A 20,246-nucleotide genomic window follows, 5' to 3' on the forward strand; every position below is an offset into this window, starting at 1 on the left:
CTGGCCTTTTGCCAGGGCCGCCTTCAGCGTTTGTGAAGGAACGAGCATGAATTCAATTGTCTCCGCCTTAGGGATCGAGACGCGGCCGGTCGATGCCGAAGAGGTCGTGCGCCTGAAGGATGTCAGGCGCAAGTTCGGCGTGACGGCAGCACTCGACGGCGTTTCGCTCAGCGTGAAGAAGGGCGAAATCCTCGGCATCATCGGCCGCAGCGGCGCCGGCAAATCGACGCTGATCCGCTGCCTCAACGGTCTCGAAAGGGCCGATAGTGGCGAGATCGTCATCGAGGGCCGCAATATTGCAGGCCTCGCCGAGCATGAACTGCAGCCCTTGCGCCGCCGCATTGGCATGATCTTTCAGCATTTCAATCTGCTGTCGGCCAAGACGGTTGAGGAGAATGTCGCCCTGCCGCTGAAGATCGAGGGTCTCGCCAAGGCCGAACGGCTGAAGCGGGCGCAGGAGCTTCTGGAACTGGTCGGTCTTTCCGATAAGGCTAGGGCTTATCCGTCGTCGCTCTCAGGTGGCCAGAAGCAGCGCGTCGGCATTGCCCGCGCACTGGCCGCCCGGCCGGCCCTCTTGCTGTCCGACGAAGCGACCTCGGCTCTCGATCCGGAAACGACGCGTTCCATCCTAGCTCTGCTGAAGGACATTAATCGTAAGCTTGGACTTACGATCCTGCTGATCACCCATGAGATGGAGGTGGTGCGCGGCATTGCCGATCGCGTCGCCGTCATCGATGCGGGGCGCATCGTGGAAGAAGGCCAAGTCTGGTCGATCTTCGGCGATCCGCAGGCGGCGATCACAAAAAGCCTGCTCGGCGGCATCCGCCCGCAGCTTCCGGAACACATTGCTGCACGCCTGTCGCAGACCGGCGGCACGGAAGCTATCCTCAGTGTCGATCTTGCTGGACCGGAAGCGCAAGGCGCGCTTTTTGCCGATCTCTCGGCAGCGCTGCCGCATTCCTTCCGCCTCGTGCACGGTGGTATCGATCACATCCAGAACCAGCCCGTGGCGCGGTTCTTCATTGCCGTTCCTGCGCGCGATCCCGCGCTTGCCGGGACGGTCGAACAGTTTCTGAAGGCCCGGTCGGCCCGGGTGGAGGTGCTTGGTTATGTCACCGATCATGATTAATCTGCTGCTGCGCTCCCTCTGGGAGACGGTGCTGATGACAGCTGCATCCGGCCTGATTTCGCTGGTAGCAGGCTTGCCGCTCGGCCTGGCGCTGGTGCTGACGAACCGCGGCGGCATTGCCGAAAATCTCTGGATCAACCGCATCCTCGGCGCCGTCATCAACGGCTTCCGTTCCGTGCCTTTCATCATCCTGTTGGTGGCACTGATCCCGCTGACGCGCCTTATCGTCGGCACGGCGATTGGCACCTGGGCGGCCATCGTTCCACTCGCCATTGCCGCGACGCCATACTATGCCCGTATCGCAGAAGTCTCGTTGCGCGAGGTCGATCGTGGCCTGATCGATGCGGTGCGTGCCATGGGCGGCAATCGCTGGACGATCATCCGCGAGGTTCTGGTGCCCGAAGCCCTGCCCGGAATCGTCGCCGGCTTTACCGTCACGCTGGTGACGCTGATCGGTGCTTCGGCGATGGCCGGCGCCATCGGTGCCGGCGGTCTCGGTGACCTCGCCATTCGTTATGGCTACCAGCGCTTCGAGACCAATGTGATGATTGCGGTCGTGGTCGTGCTCATCGTTCTCGTCTGCGGCATCCAGTGGCTGGGCGACCGGCTGGTCGCCCGCATGGATCATCGCTAGAAATTATCGCCTGAACTGTGCGGCGGGGTGGCTGGCCGGCAGCCGGCCATTGCCGCCGAACAGCTTCTGGCGCAGCGGCCCTTCCACATAGTCGGCCTTGAACAGGCCGCGCTCCTGCAGCACAGGCACGACGAGATCGACGAAATCATGAAGGCTCTCAGGTGCCACAGTGCGTGCGAGATTGAAGCCGTCGATGCCGCCTTCCTCGATCCAGCGCTGCAGGGTATCGGCAATCTGTTCCGGCGATCCGACAATCGGCTTCATGCGGCTGCCGAGCACCATCTGGTCTATGATCTGCCGCTTCGTCACCGGCTTTGCCGCCTGCTTGGTGATTGCCGCCAGTGCCGACTGATTGGCGTTGGTCGAGTTCTGGTCGATCACGTCATCGAGCCCGTATTTCGAAAAATCGACGCCGACGGAGGCCGAATAATGCGCAAGCGACGCTTCGATGCTTGCGTGCCGGCGATAGTCCTCGAGCTTCTCCTGCGCTTGGGCTTCGGTCTTGCCGACAACGACGGTAATCAGGCTCAGGATCTTGATCGCATCCGCGCCGCGGCCATTGGCAAGCGTCTTGGCGCGAAGCGCATCGACGGTCGGCCGCGCCGATTGCGGCGTCGGTCCGGCGATGAAGACGCATTCGGCATGGCGGGCGGCGAAATCCTGTCCGCGTGCGGATGCGCCGGCCTGGAAGAGCAGGGGCGTGCGCTGCGGCGAGGGCTCCGAGAGATGGATGCCCTCCATCTTATAATACTGGCCCTGATGGCTGACGGCCCGCACTTTAGCGGCATCCGCAAAGACGCTGCGTTCCCTATCGCGCAGCACCGCACCGTCATCCCAGCTGCCTTCCCAGAGCTTGTAGAGGATTTCGAGATATTCCTCGGCGGCGTCGTAGCGCGCATCATGCTCCGGCAGCTCGTCGAAACCCATGCTGCGGGCAGCGCTATCGAGATAGCCTGTCACGATGTTCCAGCCGATGCGTCCCTTGGTCAGGTGATCGAGGGTCGACATGCGCCGCGCCAGCAGGAAGGGCGGCTCATAGGTCGTATTGACGGTGACGCCGAAGCCGAGGTGCTTCGTGACGTAGGCCATTGCCGAAATCGGCATTAGCGGATCGTTGACCGGGATTTGCGCGCCCGTCTCGATGACCGGGCCCGGGCTGTCCTTATAGATATCGTAGACGCCAACAATATCGGCGAGAAATACGCCGTCCAGCTTGCCGCGTTCGGCCGTGCGCGCAAAATCTGCCCAATAATCAAGATCGGTATAGTTGACCGAACGATCCCGCGGATGCGTCCACATGCCGTGATTTATGTGTCCGACGCAGTTCATGTCGAAGGCGTAGATCTGCATTTTCTTCATCAATACTGTCCTGAAATGTTAGTCGGTCATTTGGTGGAATTATCGGGCAGATCGGGAAACCACCGGTTCTCTCTCGTTATTTAGAAGCAAATTATCTCGCATGCCCGATTCCGGGAATTTTCTATCTCTATAAAATCTATGAATTTTACAATGATCTAACCACATTCCGGGGTGGAATGATTTTGAACATTGCGGGAGAGGGATATGAAAATCAACCGACGCAACCTTCTGGGTACGGCCGCTGCCGCTGTCCTCACCTTGACCACCTATGCGGCCCACGCTGCCGAAGTCACGCTGAATATCGGCTACCAGCCGATCGTCGAGCCGTCCCGCGTACCGCAGGCCGACGGTACCTATGAAAAGGAGACCAAGGCCAAGATCAACTGGCAGAAATTCGATAGCGGCGCCGATGTCATCACCGCCATCGCTTCCGGTTCCATCGATATCGGTTATGTCGGCTCATCGCCGCTTGCCGCTGCCGCCAGCCGCGAACTGCCGATCGAGACGATCTATGTCGTCGGTCTCATAAGCGACGCCGAAGCGCTCGCCGTCAAGGGTATCACCAAGCCAGAAGATTTGAAGGGTAAGAAGATCGCCACGCCCTTCGTTTCGACCGCGCATTACAGCCTGCTGACGGCGCTGAAGCATTGGAAGGTCGATCCGAAGTCGGTGCAGATCCTCAACCTGCGTCCGCCGGAAATCGCTGCTGCCTGGGAGCGCGGTGATATCGACGGCGCCTATGTCTGGGACCCGGTCCTGGCGCAGCTGAAGAAGAGCGGCAGCGTGCTCGCCACTTCGGCCGATGTTGCCAAGTGGGGCGGCCCGACCTTTGACGCCTGGATCGTCAACAAGAAATTTGCCGAGGCCCATCCTGAAGTGGTCACCGGCTTCGTGAAGGTCACCGGTGCGGCTTATGCCTCCTACCTCGCCAATCCGGATAGCTGGAATGCGAAATCACCGGAGGCCGAAAAGATTGCCAAGCTTACCGGTGCCAAGACCGATGAAGTGCCGGCTCTTCTCAAGGGCTACATTTTCCCGAGCCTGAAGGAACAGGCGAGCGCCGATCTCCTCGGTGGCGGTACGACGAAGGCCGTTGCTGAAACCTCGGCCTTCCTCCTCGAGCAGGGCAAGATCCCCGCCGTTCTGAAGGACTACAGCCCCTATGTTTCCGACCGCTGGGTCAAGGAAGCAGCCAAGGCAGGTCTTTGATCCTCCCAAGGGTCCCGGCGCGGCTTCGGCTGCGCCGGTTTTTTCTCCAACAGGTGATGCCCATGAGCATACTTTCACTACAGTCCTTGTCGCTCGACTATGCCGAGGCAGGCAGTCGTCGGAAGAGACGTGTGCTCGATGGCGTCAACCTGCATATCGCTTCGGACGAATTCGTGGTCGTCATCGGCCGTTCCGGCTCCGGCAAGACTAGCCTTCTCAATATTGCTGCTGGTTTCACTGAGCCGAGCGAGGGGCGTGTACTGGTCGACGGCAAAGAGATCGAAGGGCCAGGCGTGGACCGGGCCGTCGTATTTCAGGACGACGCGCTCTATCCATGGCTGACCGCCGCCGGCAACGTGGCCTTTCCACTGAAGCTTCAAGGCATCCCGAAAGGCGAGAGACAGCGCCGCGCGGAAGAACTGCTGGTGAAGGTTGGGCTCGATGGCGCGGGTCACAAAAATATCTGGGAACTCTCAGGCGGCATGCGCCAGCGCGTCGGCATCGCTCGCGCGCTCGCCTCCGGCCCACGCTTCCTGTTGCTTGATGAACCGCTCGGTGCGCTCGACGCGCTGACACGCAGCCGCATGCAGAAATTCCTGCTGGATGTCTGGGCGGAAAGCAAAACCGGTGCCCTGCTGATCACCCACAGCATTGACGAGGCCCTGTTGCTTGCGACACGCGTCATCGTGCTGGCGCCCAATCCCGGTCGCATCGTCGCCGACATCAGGACCGAGTTTGGGAAGGCGTTGCTCAACGGCAGAAGCGTCAAGGAGATCAAGGCGCTTACCACCTTCAAAAATCTGCATGAGGAGCTGACTGCACTCATCCACGCGGATGAAGAGGAGATTGCCGCATGAGCGTCGAGGCGGAAGCACTCACGACCGCAGTGTCGGATCAGGTAGAGGCGCGGCCGAAACGCCGCGGCACGCTGGCGATCTCGCTTGCAACAATTGCCGTCATTATCGCCGGCTGGAGCCTTGCTTCGGCCTATGGCGCCGTCTCACCGGTCTTCCTGCCGTCGCCGCTGGTCGTGGCGAAATCGCTCGCCAATGTCGCGATCAACGGCTTCGTCGATTCCACGCTTGCCGAACATACGCTCGCAAGCCTGCTGCGCATCTTCGCAGCGCTCGCCGTCTCGCTCATCATCGGTGTGCCGGCAGGCCTCGCGATCGCCACGAGCCGTATCGGCAAGGGCATCCTTGATCCGATCGTCGAATTCCTGCGGCCCCTGCCGCCGCTTGCCTATTTGCCGCTGATCATCATCTGGGTCGGCATCGGCGAGGCGTCGAAGGTCACCGTCATCTCGCTCGCGATGCTGCCGCCGATCATCCTGTCGACAGCGTCAGGCGTCAAATCCGCGCCGGGCGATTTCGTCAACGCTGCCCGCTCCTTCGGGGCGAGCCGGCTGCAGGTGCTGCTGCATGTCATTCTTCCAGGCGCCATTCCGTCGATCCTGACGGGGACGCGTATTGCGCTCGGCGCCGGCTGGTCGACGCTGGTCGCGGCCGAACTCGTTGCGGCAAGCCAAGGCCTCGGCTTCATGATCCAGTCTGCGGCGCAGTTCCTCGTGACCGATATCGTCATCGGCGGGATCATCGTCATTGCCGCGATTGCCTTCCTGCTCGAGATCCTGGCACGGCTGATCGAGCGGTTGTTCGTGCCCTGGGCCGCGCATCGCTGAACGTCTATCATCGCCTTGCCGATGAAATTATCCTAAGGCTGTATCGCGCCGCGTCACCGCATGGTGGTAGCGTGGCGCGCAGACGATCCGGAGGATGATATGACGAAGAAGACGCTGTCGGACTGGGAGGCGCTGGCGGAAAAGGAGCTGCGCGCAGCACCGGATACGCTGACCTGGCACACGCCCGAAGGCATCGACGTCAAACCGCTCTACACGGCCGCCGATCTGAACGGCACGGATGCGGACAGCCTACCGGGCTTTGCGCCTTTCACGCGCGGTCCGCGCGCCACCATGTATGCCGGCCGGCCCTGGACGATCCGGCAATATGCCGGCTTTTCGACCGCCGAGGCATCCAACGCCTTCTATCGTCGTAACCTTGCTGCGGGCCAGAAGGGTCTCTCCGTCGCCTTCGATCTTGCCACCCATCGCGGCTATGACAGCGATCATCCCCGCGTCGTCGGCGATGTCGGCAAGGCGGGTGTTGCGATCGACAGTATCGAGGACATGAAGATCCTCTTCGACGGCATTCCGCTGCAGGACATGTCCGTGTCCATGACCATGAATGGCGCGGTCATCCCGATTCTTGCGAATTTCATCGTTGCCGGCGAGGAGCAGGGCGTTTCGAAGGCGGAGCTTTCCGGGACCATCCAGAACGATATCCTCAAGGAGTTCATGGTCCGCAACACCTATATCTACCCACCGGAACCCTCGATGCGCATCGTCGCCGATATCATCGAATATACGGCGAAGGAGATGCCGAAATTCAATTCCATTTCGATCTCCGGCTATCACATGCAGGAGGCCGGCGCGACGTTGGTGCAGGAGCTTGCCTTCACCCTCGCCGACGGGCGCGAATATGTGCGTGCGGCGATCGCCAAGGGGCTGAATGTCGATGATTTCGCCGGCCGGCTCTCCTTCTTCTTCGCGATCGGCATGAATTTTTTCATGGAGGCGGCCAAGCTTCGCGCTGCCCGCCTGCTCTGGACCCGCGTCATGGAGGAGTTCCAGCCGAAGAAAGCGTCTTCGCTGATGCTGCGCACCCACTGCCAGACATCGGGTGTGTCGCTGCAGGAGCAGGATCCCTACAACAACATCATCCGCACTGCTTTTGAAGCCATGTCCGCCGTGCTCGGCGGCACGCAGTCGCTGCACACGAATTCCTTCGATGAGGCGATCGCGCTCCCGACGGAGTTTTCCGCGCGTATTGCCCGCAATACGCAGCTCATTCTGCAGCACGAGACTGGCGTTACCAACGTCGTCGACCCGCTCGCCGGCTCGTACTACGTGGAGAGCTTGACGAAGGAACTGGCTGACAAGGCCTGGGCGTTGATCGAAGAGGTCGAGGCGCTCGGTGGCATGACGAAGGCCGTCAATGAAGGCTTGCCGAAGCGGCTGATCGAGGAAGCCGCCGCCCGTCGCCAGGCCGCGGTCGACAAGGGCGACGAGGTCATCGTCGGCGTCAACAAATACCGGCTGGAGACCGAACAGACGATCGACATTCTCGAAATCGACAACAGCGCGGTACGCACCGCTCAGATCCGCCGCATCGAGGAAACCAAGCGGCGGCGCGACGGCGTGAAGGTCAAGGAAACACTGGAAGCGCTTCTGGAGATTGCCCGCAGCGGTAACGGCAATCTGCTTGCGGCCGCCGTCGAAGCGGCGCGGGCGCGCGCCACGGTCGGCGAAATCTCCGATGCGATGCGCGAGGTCTTCGGCGATCATTTTGCGACGCCCAAGGTCATCCGCGGCATCTATGGTGCGGCCTACCGGGACGAGCCGGAGCTTGACGTGCTCAAGGTGCGTATGGCGGAAGTCACCGAGGCCATTGGCCGCAAGCCGAAGATTATGGTCGCCAAGCTCGGTCAGGATGGGCATGACCGCGGTGCCAAGGTCATTGCCACCGCTTTCGGCGATGTCGGTTTCGATGTTCTCGCCGGCCCGCTGTTCCAGACACCCGAAGAAGCGGCCAGCATGGCGCTCGGCGAGAAGGTCAATGTCGTCGGCGTTTCGTCGCTCGCCGCTGGTCACCGGACGCTATTGCCACAGCTTATCGATAAGCTGAAGGAACAGGGCGGCGGCGATATCATCGTCGTCTGCGGCGGCGTCATTCCGCGGCAGGACTATGAATTCCTGCACGAACACGGCGTTGCCGCCGTGTTCGGTCCAGGTACGAATGTGCTCGAGGCCGCAAACTCCGTTCTCGACCTGCTGCAGGGTATCAGGCGAAACCAGTAGCTCAGATCAGCCCGCGCTTTGCGAGATTGCCCATCAGCGACGAGATGCCAAAGGTCCAGGGTGGGCATTCTGTGGAAAGCCTCACCGTATTGACCAGCGCGCCAAGGCCGGCCGACGAGATTTCCACGACGTCGCCGATCTTGTGCGTGAAACCTTGGTTCTTCGCGTCGCGATCCTGCGTCGGCGCAAAGAGCGTGCCGAGGAACAGCATGAAACCATCCGGATATTGGTGATGAGCGCCAACCGTCTGCTTGACGAGATCGGTTGGATCGCGGCTGATCTGCGACATGGAGCTCTTGCCATGCAGCACGAAACCATCCGTGCCAGTGACCTTGAGGTCGAGCTCGGCCTTGCGTACATCGTCGAGGCTGTAGCTCGCATCAAACAGACGGATGAAAGGACCGATGGAGCAGGAAGCGTTGTTGTCTTTCGCCTTTCCAAGCAGCAGCGCGGAGCGGCCTTCGACATCGCGCAAGTTCACGTCGTTGCCGAGCGTGGCGCCCTTGATCTCGCCGCGGCTGTTGACCGCCAGCACGATTTCAGGCTCCGGATTGTTCCAGGTCGAGATTGGGTGAAGGCCGACGTCCGAGCCCCAGCCGACGGATGAGAGAACCGGCGACTTGGTGAAGACCTCGGCGTCAGGGCCGATGCCGACCTCAAGATATTGCGACCAGATGCCTTCTTCGATCAGAGCTTGCTTAACCTCTTGCGCTTCCGGCGAACCGGCCTTGATGTTGGTCAGGCTGCCGCCGATCAGCGTGCTGACGCGTTCGCGGATAGAGGCAGCGCGATCCGGATTACCAGCCGCCTTCTCCTCGATGACGCGTTCGATCATCGACTGGGCGAAGGTCACGCCGCAGGCCTTGATTGCCTGCAGGTCCGCCGGCGCCAGGAGATAGGCCTTGCTCGCATCGGGCTTGCCTGTGCTGTTGGCGGCAATCGCCTCCAGCGTGCCAAGCACCCTGCCGGTGGCGGCCCGGACGAACTCTGCCGCATCGGCTCGTTCCAGCAGCGCGCTAAGCGTCGGCGCTTCGGCCGAGGTGATATCGACAAGTGCGCCGTCGCGAAGCGTCACGGTGCTCGGTCCGACAACATCAGGATTCCAGGCGCGGCCGACAAACAGGCCACCCGAAGCGGTAGCATCGAGGGGAGAATGGGACATGGTGATCTTCCGTCACAGGGCGGAGCGGGGAGCGCTCCTGCAGAAAGGGATAGCTGCCGTCCTCCTACCCGACGGCTACGAAAATCGAGCATATTCATCGGGCAAGAGCAAGTCTCAACGGACGAAAAGCGGTTCTCATCGGCGGCTTGCGCCCGCGACGCAATGGAGCACCCAAGCGGCATTTCCTCATAACTTATAACTATTTAGATACAAAATAACCGTTCTATTTCATATATTTACCAATGCGGCAAAAGAGTTTTACCGCTGATCTTGCCTTGACAGGGCTTCTCTTTCGCTGTCTGTTTTGCGCCATGGAGGAGGGTCGGCGGCTGCCGATTCCGGAAATTTCGCGGGAGGAAATACTGCGATGCTGAGATTTGCCGTCGTCGGGATCGACCATGGGCACACGTTCGATCATGTGAAGGGATTGCTGGCGGCCGGTGGCGAGTTCGTCGGCTATTGCCCGCAAACGACTGTGCCTGCAATCCGCGAAATGTTCGAGAAGACCTATCCGGATGCGCCGCAGATCGATCGCGAGAAGATCTTTGCCGATCCCTCGATCGATGTCATCTGCATTGCCGCCATTCCGCGTGACCGCGCCGGCCTTGCCATCCGCGCCATGAAGGCTGGCAAGGATGTGATGACCGACAAGCCGGGTGTCACGACCTTTGCCCAGCTGGAAGAGGTCAAACGTACCGTTGCCGAGACCGGCAGGATCTTCTCCATCTGCTTTTCCGAGCGTCATTGCGTGCGCTCCGCCGTCAAGGCGGGCAAGCTGGTGAAGGATGGGGCGATCGGCAAGGTCATCCAGACGCTCGGCATGGGGCCGCACCGGCTGCAGCTGCCGACACGGCCGGACTGGTTCTTCGATCCGGAAGCCTTCGGCGGCATCATCGTCGATATCGCCTCGCATCAGGTCGACCAGTTCCTGTTCTACACCGGCTCGACGACGGGTGAGGTGGTTGCAAGCTCTGTTGGCAATTTCGGCATGCCGGAAAAGCCTGATTTCCAGGATTTCGGTGAAGTGCTGCTGCGTTCCGACAAGGCAAGCGGTTATGTCCGCGTCGACTGGTTCACGCCGGAGGCGCTGCCCACCTGGGGCGACGGACGCCTGACCATTCTCGGCACCGAGGGTTATATCGAGCTGCGCAAATATATCGATATCGCCGGCCGGCCCGGCAAGGATCATCTCTTCCTCGTCAACGGCAAGGAGATGACGCATATCGATTGCAGCGGCGAGAAGCTCGACTATTTCGATGCCTTTGCCGCCGACGTGCGCGACCGCAGCGAAACGGCGATGACGCAGAACCATGTCTACGAAGTCTGCCGCCTTTCAATCGAAGCACAGACCAAGGCCGCCCGCATCGGCACCCGCTGAGGAAAACATCATGACACGGAAACTGCGCGTGGGCGTCATCGGCGCGGGCATTGCAGAACGGCATCTGACAGGCTTCGGCTGGAACCGCGATCTTTTCGAGGTTCCCCTTCTCTGCTCTCTCGACGCGGATCGCGGCCAGTCGCTCTGTGAGGAGCACAAGATCCCTGAATATACCCAGGATACGGATTCGCTCTTCACACGCGACGATCTCGATATCATCGATATCGCCACGCCGCCGAACTCGCATTTCGAGCTCTGCAAAAAGGCGATCGAAAGTGGCAAGCACGTCATCTGCGAAAAGCCGCTTTTCGGCTCGATCGCCGAAGTGGACGAGATGGCGCGCATCCTGGCGCGTTCGAACGGCCGCAAGCTGATGCCGATCTTCCAGTATCGCTACGGCAGCGGCCTGCAGAAGCTGAAGCTTCTGATCGAGCGCGGCCTGGCTGGCCGGCCCTTCCTCACCACCATCGAGACCCATTGGTGGCGCGGGCCGGACTATTACGCCGTGCCATGGCGCGGAAAATGGGCGACGGAACTCGGCGGCGGCCTGCTCGGCCATGCGATCCATGCTCATGACATGCTGAATTATGTGCATGGCCCCTGTGCCGAGGTGTTTTCCTATGGCGCGACGCTGGTTAATCCGATCGAGGTGGAAGATACCGCCGCGCTGTCGGTGAAGATGCAGAACGGCTCCCTTGCTACGCTGTCCATGACACTCGGCTCACGCAAGGAAATCTCCAGGCTGCGCTTCTGCTTCAGCGATCTCGTCGCCGAGAGCATTCTGGAACCCTACACGATGGGCCGCGATCCCTGGACCTTCATCGCTGGGACCGAGGAACATCAGGCCCGCATCGACGCAGCGCTTGCCGGCTACGAAGCCAAGGAAGACGGTTATACGCGCCAGTTCGAGCTGTTCCATCAGGCCCTTATGGAGGGCAGGGATCCGCCGGTCACCCTGCAGGATGCGCGCAATTCGCTGGAGCTCGTAACAGCCGCCTATTATTCGCAGCGTTCCGGCCAACCGACGCCGATGCCGATCACGGCCGACCATCCGCTCTATCGTTCCTGGCTGCCGGAAGAAGAACGGCGCGTTGCGGCAGGCGTCTGAGGTAGTGAAGATGCTGAAATCATTCGAACATATCGGTATGACCGTCAGCAATATGGATCGTGCCATCGAGTTCTATTGTGGTCTGCTCGGGCTGAAACTGCAGCTGCGCAAGCAGATGCCTGATGGCATGCAGGTTGCCTTCCTCGACGCTGGCGGCGGCATGCTAGAAGTTTTCGCCCCGCCTGGCGGGGCCGCTCGCGCGGTCGATCTTCCCGAAGGAACGGCAGGCGTCAAGCACATCACCTTCCATTTCGAGAAGGTCGAAGAAACCTTCGCGCAGCTGGAAGCGGCAGGCGTCGAAATCAAGGAACGGCCGCGCTTTGCCGTCCATTCGGAGATGCTGAACAGGATCGCCTTTGTCCGCGATCCCGATGGCATCATTGTCGAGCTTGCGGAGCGGTCGCAGAACCGGCTTGGCTGACAGCTGTGCGGCGATGAGCTGAAAGAAAAAGGGCGCGGTTTGGGCCGCGCCCTTCAATTCGCTATCGGCGTTCGCCCGATGCCTTTTTCTTGGCTTCGTCATCCACCAGCTCGTACCATATGGCGTTGAGGACGGCGAAGGCGGCTGCCAGTGGCAGGCCGAGTATCCATGCGAAATACCACATCGTTTCGTCTCCTCAGTAAGCGTGGCTGTTTTTGTCGGTGATGCTCTTTTCGTCGACCTTGCCCCACAGCACCTTGTAGACCCAGGCGGTGTAGGCAAAGATGATCGGCAGGAAGATGACCGTAACGACCAGCATGATGAAGAGCGTCTGGTGGCTCGACGATGCATCCCAGACCGTCAGGCCCGACCTCGGGTCGAGCGAAGAGGGCAGGATGAACGGGAACATCGAAAGACCGACCGTCGAGATGATGCCTGTTATCGAGAGGTCGCTGAAGAGCAGGGTCATGACTTCCAGCCGTGCTCGCATGGCAAGGAAGGCGGCCGCCGCACCCAGGAAGCCGAGTACCGGAGCGGCGATCATCCAGGGATGGGTGAGGTAATTGGCAAGCCATGCACCGCTTTCCAGCGCCACCGTCTTCAGAAGCGGGTTCGACGGGCCGACCGGACTGATATCGCTGGTGATGCGATAACCGCTGACGCCGGCCCAGAGCCATAGGCCGCCGAGCGCAAAGAGCACGATGACCACAAGCGCTGCGATACTGCCGAAGCGCCGAGCGCGATCGGCAACCGGCCCTGTTGCCTTCAGCACCAGCCATGCGCTGCCATGCATTACCAGCATGGCGACGGAAAGCAGGCCGCAGAGAAGGGCATAGGGGTTCAGAAGCGCGAAGAACGAGCCCTCGTAGAAGATCCGCATATCGTCCGCGAAGCGGAAGGGAACGCCTTGCAACACGTTGCCGACGGCAACGCCGAAGATCAGCGACGGCACGAAACCGCCGATGAAGAGCGCCCAGTCCCAGCCGTTTCGCCAGCGCGCGCTGTCGCGCTTGGAGCGATACTTGAAGCCGACCGGACGCAGGATGAGCGCGAAGAGGATCGCAAACATCGCCAGATAGAAGCCCGAGAAGGAGACCGCGTAGAGCGGCGGCCAGGCGGCGAAGATCGCGCCGCCTGCGAGGATGAGCCAGACCTGATTGCCTTCCCAGGTGGCGCCGATCGTGTTGATGGTGACACGGCGTTCCGCATCGGTCTTGGCGACGAAGGGCAGGAGCGTTCCGACGCCGAGGTCGAAGCCGTCGGTGACGGCGAAGGCGATCAAGAGCACGCCGAGCAGCACCCACCAGATGAGGCGCAGGGTTCCATAATCGATGAGTTCATGAAGGATCATGACAGGTCACTCCGCGGGAACGAGGGTTTCGGAAATGAGCTTGGCTTCCGGCTCGTGGTCCGGTTCCGGCCCCTGGCGGATCGCCCTGAGCATCAGGCTCATCTCGATGATGATCAGGGTCGTGTAGAGTGCGGCAAACCCGATGATGGTGAGCAGCACTGCCCAGGCGCCGTGATTGGAGACGGCAACCGCCGTCGGCAGCACGCCTTCGATCACCCAGGGCTGACGGCCGATTTCGGCAACCACCCAGCCGGCCTCGATGGCGATCCAGGGCAGAGGGATGGCAAAGACCGCGATGCGCAGCAGCAGCGGATATTTGTCCAGATGTCGGCGGGCCGACAGCCAGAAGAAGGTTGCCGTCAGAACGATGAAGAACATGCCGAGGCCGACCATGATGCGGAACGACCAGAAGAGCGTCGGCACATGCGGGATGGTGTCGCGTGCCGCCTGGGCAATCTGTTCGTCGGTCGCCTGACGCGGATCGTCGACATAGCGCTTCAGGAGCAAACCATAGCCAAGGTCGTGGCCGAGATCCTCGAAGGAACTGCGGACTTCCTGGGCGACCTGATCCTGGGCCGGTGCGGAACGGATCTGCATCAGCGCATCATAGGCCTTGATGCCGTCGCGGATGCGGATCTCGGCCTGCTGTTCCAGCTTGTCGATGCCGGGGATTTCCGTCGTCAGCGAGCGTGTGCCGATCAGGCCCATGACCCAGGGGATATGGACGGCGAAATGCGTCTCGCGTGCTTCCTGATCCGGGAAGCCGAAGGCGGTGAAGGCAGCCGGTGCCGGCTCCGTCTTCCACATGGCTTCGATCGCGGCGAGCTTCATCTTCTGGTTTTCGGTGGCGAGATAGCCGCTTTCATCACCGAGCACCACCACCGACAGTGCCGAGGCGAGACCGAAGGAAGCGGCGACCGTCATCGAGCGCTTGGCAAGCTCGATATGCCGGCCCTTCAGCATATACCAGGCCGAAACGCCGAGCACGAAGATCGAGGCGCAGACGTAACCGGCCGAAACCGTGTGGACGAACTTCGCCTGGGCGACGGGGTTGAAGACCACGTCGAAGAAGCTCACGATCTCCATGCGCATCGTCTGGGGATTGAGCGCGGAACCGACCGGGTTCTGCATCCAGCCATTGGCGATGAGGATCCAGAGCGCCGAGAAATTCGAGCCGAGCGCCACCGCCCAGGTGGCGACCAGATGGCCGACCTTCGACAGCTTGTCCCAGCCGAAGAAGAAAAGGCCGACAAAGGTCGCTTCGAGAAAGAAGGCCATCAGGCCCTCGATTGCAAGTGGCGCGCCGAAGATATCGCCGACATAATAGCTGTAATAGCTCCAGTTCATGCCGAACTGGAATTCCATGACGATACCGGTTGCGACGCCCAGCACGAAATTGATGCCGAAGAGCGTGCCCCAGAATTTCGTCATCTGCCGCCAGATCTGGCGGCCGGTCATGACATAGGTCGTCTCCATGATGGCAAGCAGCACGGAAAGGCCGAGCGTCAAGGGCACGAACAGAAAGTGATAAAGCGCAGTCAGCGCAAATTGGAAGCGCGATAGCGCTACGATGTCTAGTTCCATTGTCTTACTCCCACGGTCCCACGGGGTATCAAGAAGTTTCCGCATGCCGGCTGGCCGTGCGGAGCATGCCTGTTCGCTCAATCCGGCCGAAGCAGGTCGAGCGCCTTTTCGAACGCCGCCTCTCCACGGCGCGAAACTTCTGAGATGCGGCCGTCCTCGATGACGGCGATCAAGTCTGCAAGCGCCGCTTCGCGGCGAATATGTGTGGCAATGACAAGCGCGCGGCCTTCCGCTCTCAGCGCGAGGCGATGCAGCACATCGCGGGCGGTGCGGCCGTCGAGCCCCTCGGTCGGCTCGTCGAGCAGCCAGAGCGGCGTGTCGCGCAGGAAGAGGCGGGCGAGCGCCAGCCGGCGCGACTGGCCGCCGGAAAGCCCCATGCCGCCTTCGCCGAGCGGGGTATCGAGGCCTGATGGCAGCGCATCGACATCGGCAAGCAGGCCTGCGGCTCTGAGCGCATCTCGCACTTGGTCATCATCAGCATCGGGCGCCGCGAGCAGCAGGTTGCCGCGCAGCGTGTCCTGGAAAAGCTCGGTGCGCTGGGTGAGCAGCGTTGCGTCGAGCGCTGCGGCCATGCCGGCAGTTGGCGGCAGTTCGCCTGACAGTAGCGACAGCAGGGTCGATTTGCCGGCGCCGCTGCTGCCGACCACGGCCATGTGCTCGCCGCGGCGAAGTTCGAACGTCACCTCCCGCAAGGCCGGCAGTGCCGCCCCGTCATGGGCGACGGTCAGATTCTGCAGCGCGAAGGCAAGCTCATGGGCCGGAGCCTTGGGCGTGAAATCCACTTGAACGGCCGAAAGACGCGGTGCGATGCGCTTGGCCGCCAGCATGGTCCTGCCGAATTCCATCGCACCGCGGCGCAATGCGGCAAAGGGTTCTGTTGCGGCAAAGGCGACGAGCATGCCGAGTGCGGCAACAGGTGCGGTGATCGTGCCCGTCTGCATCAGCGTCGCTGATGTCAGCAATGCCCCAACCAGCAGGGCGGTCGAGACGAGCCCGAAACCGAAACTCACGCGGGTCTCGATCCTGTTCAGGCGGTCGTCGGCCTTGGCGGTATAGGCGTCCGCGGCGGCGATTGCCTGCTGCTGTGCGGCAAGGCGGTTTGCCATGAGAAGATCGGTCTGCCCAGCGACGAGATCGATGGTCCGCGACCGGATGGTTTCGATGCCGTAGGCGCGGCGGCGAGCGTGCTTCAGTGCCAGCCGGCCGGCGGCGAGCGGCAGGCCAAGCCCCACCAGAACGAGGCAAGATCCGAAGAGCAGGCCGAACAGCGGATGCATCAGGCCGAGTGTCACGCTGGCAACAAGTGCCGTGCCGACTGCTACGGCTGCCGGCACCAGGATGCGAAGATAGAGCGAATCCAACGCATCGATATCGGCGGTCAGCCGGAAGAGCAGCCGGGCCGGACGGTTGAGAAGGGCGCGCGCCGCACCGGCGGAGGCCCAGCCGCGAAACAGGCGCTCGCGAAGGGCGGCGAGCACGGCGAGCGTCGCGTTGTGGGTCGTCAGTCTTTCGCCATAGCGTGCAGCCGTGCGCAGGATGGCAAGGAAACGGATGCTGGCCGATGGCGCGAAGACGTCAAAGGTCGCGGCAACGGTTACCGAGAGACCTGCAAGCGCGGTTGCGGTAATGAACCAGCCGGATAGGCCGAGCAGAGCGATGCCAGCCGTGACGGTCGCAGCCGACAGTGCGGCGCCGAGCAGGAGTTCCTTGCGGCGCGTCTGCATGAACAGGCGCAGGACCGGCTTGACGTCTCTGAGGAACGTGGTCATTCGGCAGCCTCCTGAAGACGCTCCGTATCAAGGCGGATCGCGTGGTGCATGCGTGCGGCCAACAGCGGGTCGTGCGTTGCAACGATCAGTGTGCGGCCCTCAGCAAGAGCAAGCAGGCTCTCGGTGATCTCGGTGGCCGTCTCGGCATCGAGATGTGCGGTCGGCTCGTCAGCGAGGATGATGCGGATATCGGGATCGCAGGCGGCTCGTGCGATCGCAAGGCGCAGCGCCTCGCCGCCAGAAAGGCCGATGCCGCTTTCACCGAGCGGGCGATGTCCATAGGCATTCGCGACACCGCCAAGCTTTGCGGCATCGAGCGCCTTGGAGACTTCTGTCTTGGTGATGCCTGGTCGTCCCAGCGTAATATTGGCAGCAACAGTGCCTGCGAAAATATGCGGCTTCTGGCCGATCCAGGCCATTTTGCCGCGATCTGTCGCTGTGCCGCCAATCAGAACCTGGCCCTCATTGCAGGGCGCCAGACCGGCGATCAGCGACAACAATGTTGATTTGCCGGTACCGCTGGCGCCAAGCAGCGCTACGTGTTCGCCGGCGGCAATGTCGAGATTGAAGCCATCAAGGACCAGCACATGATCCGGCTGATAGCGAAAGCTGATATTTTCCAGGCGGATATTGAGGCCCCCGTTCGAGGCAAAGGCTCCTGCCTCTTGGCGATCGGGAAGCGCCATGCCTTCGGCAGCGAGCCTATCCAGCGCCTTCAGCGCGGCCTCGCCCGAGGCCCGGTCATGCCAGACGGCGGAGAGTTCACGCAGCGGCTCGAAAAAGGCCGGTGCCAGCAGCAGGACGAACAGGCCTTGCGAAAGGTCAAGGCCGCCCGACCAGGCGCCAAAGCGGATTTCGCCGAGCAGGCTGAAGCCGACATAGACGGCGGTCATCGCGACGCCGAGTGCCGAAAAGAGTTCGAGCACAGCCGAAGACAGGAAAGCGATCTTCAGCACTGTCATGGTGCGCGTGCGAAGCGATTCTGCTTCCGCGCGAAGCCTGCGCGCCGTGGCATCGACCGCGTTCAGAGAGCGGATCGTCGCAAGACCGCGCAGCCGGTCGAGCAGGAAAGCGTTGAGGCCGCCCGTTGCGACGAGTTGCTTTTCGCTCGCAGTCTGCGCGCGCCAACCAATCAGCGCCATGAAGATCGGAATGAGCGGCGCCGCAAACAGCAGCACGAGCGCGGCGATCCAGGAGATCGGAAAGATGCAGCTAAGGATGATGAGCGGCACAAGGCTTGCCTTCATCCGCGCCGGCTGGAAACGGGAGAGATAGGGCACGATCAGCTCAGCTTGTTCGCCGAGAATGCTGGCGGCCTCACCCGACGCAGGGCGCCCGGCATCAACAGGCGAAAGACGGGCAAGCAGGCGGATGGCGGCGGCGCGTTTTTCACTGAGCTCAGCGCGTGCTGCGCGAAAAGCAATGCGGCCGCCAGCCGCATCGAGACAGCTTTTAACGACGCCGAGCAACAGGATGAAGACCGCGGACCAGAGGATATCGGCAGGGCTTCCATCATCGGCGAGCCGGCCGACGGACCAGGCGAGCAGGCCTGCCTGGGGAATCCAGAGTGCAGCCGCAAACGCTTGCAGCATCGCGGCGCCGCGTAGGTGGCTTTTGGTCTTGGACGGCTTGCTTGCCGCGACCTTACGATCCGGCATCCCGGCCAACTGCTGGTCTCTCGCGTCGAAGGAAGCACTGCCCATGGCGCTAACTCTTGTTCGCAGGATTGGGACGGCGGCGGCCAAGCGAAACGACTCTGTCCTTGGCCTCCAGCAATTTGGTCACTTTCGCACCTAACGAGAGCAACGTCGCAAGCCTTTCTGTTTCAAGTTGTTTTACGTCTTCATACCAATGCGTCAGCTGTTCGATCAGCGTGTGCATCTCGCTCATACGCTCCTGCGCATGGCGTTCGGCCTCGCTCGCCGGGCGCTGCATGAGGATCTCGCGCAGCACAGATAATGTGGGATCGACTTCGCGCTTCTTGCGCTCTTCGGCAAGCGTTCTGAGAATCAGCCAGACATCATCGGGTGTGGTGAAGAAGTCGCGCCGGTCATCCGGCTTGTGGCGCAGAAGCACCAAGTTCCAGGCCTGCAATTCGCGAAGGCTCATGGAGACATTCGAGCGCGATATGCCGAGCGCATCGACGATCTCCTCGGCGCAAAGCGGCGAAGGCGAGACGTAGAGCAGGGCATAGATCTGGCCGACCGTGCGATTGATGCCCCAGCGGGAACCCATTTCACCGAAGTGCAGGACAAAGGACTGAACGAGAGGCGGAAGGTTCATTGTCGTTTCCGTTATATCTGTTATTTCAGAAATTTCTGAAATCACTATACAGACGTTCGCGTTTATGCCGCAATTGCCCAGCTTGACCTGCGTCAATTTGGATACATGCTTCGGTCGTCTGTTCTCATAGACCGGCGTCGCGCGCCTGGAATTGACTTGAGTCAAATCGCGCAAATATAAAACGCCCGACAGACAAGTGTCTGCCGGGCGCCAAATGCCATATAAATTTATCGGAGAGGCGTGAGCCTCAGATCAGGCCGGTCAGGATGCCGACGCCGGCAACTGCCGCAAGGCCGCCTGCGGAACGCACGACAAAGGCGCCCTGACGCTCGCCGAAGCGGGCGAAGAGGAAGCCGATGCTGAGCCCGACTGCATGCAGCAGGGCGGTTGCGATCATGAAACCTACGGCATAGGCAGCGCCGCCGGCATTTTCAGGCATCTCGGCGCCATGCGCGTGGCCGTGGAAGATTGCAAACAGGCCGACAATTGCCATCGCGACTGCCGTCGAGGCACGGATGTTCAGCGCCACGACAGCGCCGAGCACGATGACGGAAAGCGCAATGCCGGTCTCGACGAAAGGCACATTGATACCGGCAATGCCGAGCGCGCCACCGAAGGCCATGACGAGCACGAAGGTCGCGGGCAAGGCCCAGAGAGCGCGGCCGCCAAGCTGGAAGGCGAGAACGCCGACCATGACCATGGCAAGGATGTGATCGAGGCCGGAGATAGGATGGCTGAAACCATGGACAAGGCCGGCCGTTTCACCGACGCCGGTATGAGCGTAGGCGACTGCCGGGAGCGCTGCGGTGGCGAGCGTAAGGACGCCGCTCTTGAAGATTGATTTCATTGTGGAATTCCCTCCGAGCCTTTAGATCCTGCGGCCGCCGACCCCTCAGGCACGGTTTCAAGTCGCCTCGCCAAGCTAGTCCAGCGAGATTTTATC

The 20,246-nt window shown here is 61.5% G+C and carries 18 protein-coding genes; 9 read left to right on the forward strand and 9 right to left on the reverse strand.

Translation table 11 applies throughout. From position 1 onward, the window contains the following. Nucleotides 1-46 precede the first annotated feature (46 nt). On the forward strand, nucleotides 47-1,129 hold the full coding sequence (locus tag J2X71_RS10285) for a methionine ABC transporter ATP-binding protein (protein WP_310381884.1): 1,083 nt from the start codon (nucleotides 47-49) through the stop codon (nucleotides 1,127-1,129). Beyond that, on the forward strand, nucleotides 1,110-1,763 hold the full coding sequence (locus tag J2X71_RS10290; protein WP_037098446.1) for a methionine ABC transporter permease: 654 nt from the start codon (nucleotides 1,110-1,112) through the stop codon (nucleotides 1,761-1,763). The genes J2X71_RS10285 and J2X71_RS10290 overlap by 20 nt, the downstream gene beginning before the upstream one ends. Nucleotides 1,764-1,766: 3 nt before the next feature. On the opposite strand, the gene J2X71_RS10295 is transcribed toward J2X71_RS10290, so the two are convergent. Continuing rightward, a complete protein-coding gene (locus J2X71_RS10295; protein WP_310381888.1) occupies nucleotides 1,767-3,122 on the reverse strand; it encodes an LLM class flavin-dependent oxidoreductase in 1,356 nt (451 codons plus the stop codon). Nucleotides 3,123-3,326: 204 nt separating this feature from the next. On the opposite strand from J2X71_RS10295, the gene tauA reads away from it, so the two are divergent. From tauA to scpA, 4 genes are all read left to right on the forward strand, one after another. Then, the gene (gene tauA / locus J2X71_RS10300; protein WP_310381890.1) at nucleotides 3,327-4,331 is read left to right on the forward strand and encodes a taurine ABC transporter substrate-binding protein; all 1,005 of its coding nucleotides are present in this window, start codon (nucleotides 3,327-3,329) and stop codon (nucleotides 4,329-4,331) included. Between the two features lie 62 nt (nucleotides 4,332-4,393). Next, entirely contained in the window at nucleotides 4,394-5,188 is a 795-nt protein-coding gene (locus J2X71_RS10305) for an ABC transporter ATP-binding protein (RefSeq protein ID WP_310381892.1), read from the forward strand. Next, nucleotides 5,185-6,012, forward strand: coding sequence for an ABC transporter permease subunit (locus tag J2X71_RS10310; RefSeq protein ID WP_310381893.1), 828 nt, complete (start codon nucleotides 5,185-5,187; stop codon nucleotides 6,010-6,012). The genes J2X71_RS10305 and J2X71_RS10310 overlap by 4 nt, the downstream gene beginning before the upstream one ends. A gap of 99 nt (nucleotides 6,013-6,111) precedes the next feature. Further along, nucleotides 6,112-8,247: a methylmalonyl-CoA mutase gene (gene scpA / locus J2X71_RS10315; protein WP_310381895.1), complete on the forward strand. Its 2,136-nt coding sequence runs from the start codon at nucleotides 6,112-6,114 to the stop codon at nucleotides 8,245-8,247. Between the two features lies 1 nt (nucleotide 8,248). On the opposite strand, the gene J2X71_RS10320 is transcribed toward scpA, so the two are convergent. Further along, a complete protein-coding gene (locus J2X71_RS10320) occupies nucleotides 8,249-9,409 on the reverse strand; it encodes a fumarylacetoacetate hydrolase family protein (protein WP_310381897.1) in 1,161 nt (386 codons plus the stop codon). A gap of 367 nt (nucleotides 9,410-9,776) precedes the next feature. Here J2X71_RS10320 and J2X71_RS10325 point away from each other — a divergent pair, with 367 nt between their 5' ends. From J2X71_RS10325 to J2X71_RS10335, 3 genes are read left to right on the forward strand one after another with little or no spacing between them, the layout of a single operon-like run. After that, a complete protein-coding gene (locus J2X71_RS10325) occupies nucleotides 9,777-10,787 on the forward strand; it encodes a Gfo/Idh/MocA family oxidoreductase (RefSeq protein ID WP_310381899.1) in 1,011 nt (336 codons plus the stop codon). A gap of 10 nt (nucleotides 10,788-10,797) precedes the next feature. Continuing rightward, on the forward strand, nucleotides 10,798-11,895 hold the full coding sequence (locus J2X71_RS10330) for a Gfo/Idh/MocA family oxidoreductase (protein ID WP_310381901.1): 1,098 nt from the start codon (nucleotides 10,798-10,800) through the stop codon (nucleotides 11,893-11,895). Between the two features lie 10 nt (nucleotides 11,896-11,905). Next, a complete protein-coding gene (locus J2X71_RS10335) occupies nucleotides 11,906-12,316 on the forward strand; it encodes a VOC family protein (protein WP_310381904.1) in 411 nt (136 codons plus the stop codon). 61 nt (nucleotides 12,317-12,377) lie between these two features. On the opposite strand, the gene cydX is transcribed toward J2X71_RS10335, so the two are convergent. From cydX to J2X71_RS10370, 7 genes are all read right to left on the reverse strand, one after another. Further along, complete coding sequence (cydX, locus tag J2X71_RS10340) at nucleotides 12,378-12,500, reverse strand: cytochrome bd-I oxidase subunit CydX (protein WP_007815879.1); 123 nt, start codon at nucleotides 12,498-12,500, stop codon at nucleotides 12,378-12,380. 12 nt (nucleotides 12,501-12,512) lie between these two features. Continuing rightward, nucleotides 12,513-13,667 (reverse strand): cytochrome d ubiquinol oxidase subunit II, encoded by a 1,155-nt coding sequence (gene cydB / locus J2X71_RS10345; RefSeq protein WP_310381907.1) that lies wholly within the window; start codon nucleotides 13,665-13,667, stop codon nucleotides 12,513-12,515. Nucleotides 13,668-13,673: 6 nt separating this feature from the next. Then, nucleotides 13,674-15,251, reverse strand: coding sequence for a cytochrome ubiquinol oxidase subunit I (locus tag J2X71_RS10350; RefSeq protein WP_113181683.1), 1,578 nt, complete (start codon nucleotides 15,249-15,251; stop codon nucleotides 13,674-13,676). A gap of 77 nt (nucleotides 15,252-15,328) precedes the next feature. After that, nucleotides 15,329-17,020, reverse strand: coding sequence for an amino acid ABC transporter ATP-binding/permease protein (locus tag J2X71_RS10355; RefSeq protein WP_310381910.1), 1,692 nt, complete (start codon nucleotides 17,018-17,020; stop codon nucleotides 15,329-15,331). Next, nucleotides 17,017-18,723: a thiol reductant ABC exporter subunit CydD gene (cydD, locus tag J2X71_RS10360; RefSeq protein ID WP_310381912.1), complete on the reverse strand. Its 1,707-nt coding sequence runs from the start codon at nucleotides 18,721-18,723 to the stop codon at nucleotides 17,017-17,019. The genes J2X71_RS10355 and cydD overlap by 4 nt, the downstream gene beginning before the upstream one ends. Nucleotides 18,724-18,727: 4 nt before the next feature. After that, nucleotides 18,728-19,303, reverse strand: a complete 576-nt coding sequence (locus tag J2X71_RS10365) for a GbsR/MarR family transcriptional regulator (protein WP_007815869.1) — start codon at nucleotides 19,301-19,303, stop codon at nucleotides 18,728-18,730. Between the two features lie 247 nt (nucleotides 19,304-19,550). Next, on the reverse strand, nucleotides 19,551-20,150 hold the full coding sequence (locus tag J2X71_RS10370) for a HupE/UreJ family protein (RefSeq protein ID WP_310381915.1): 600 nt from the start codon (nucleotides 20,148-20,150) through the stop codon (nucleotides 19,551-19,553). Between the last annotated feature and the right edge of the window lie 96 nt (nucleotides 20,151-20,246).

The sequence above is a fragment of the Rhizobium sp. 1399 genome, assembly GCF_031455475.1.
Classification (GTDB): domain Bacteria; phylum Pseudomonadota; class Alphaproteobacteria; order Rhizobiales; family Rhizobiaceae; genus Rhizobium.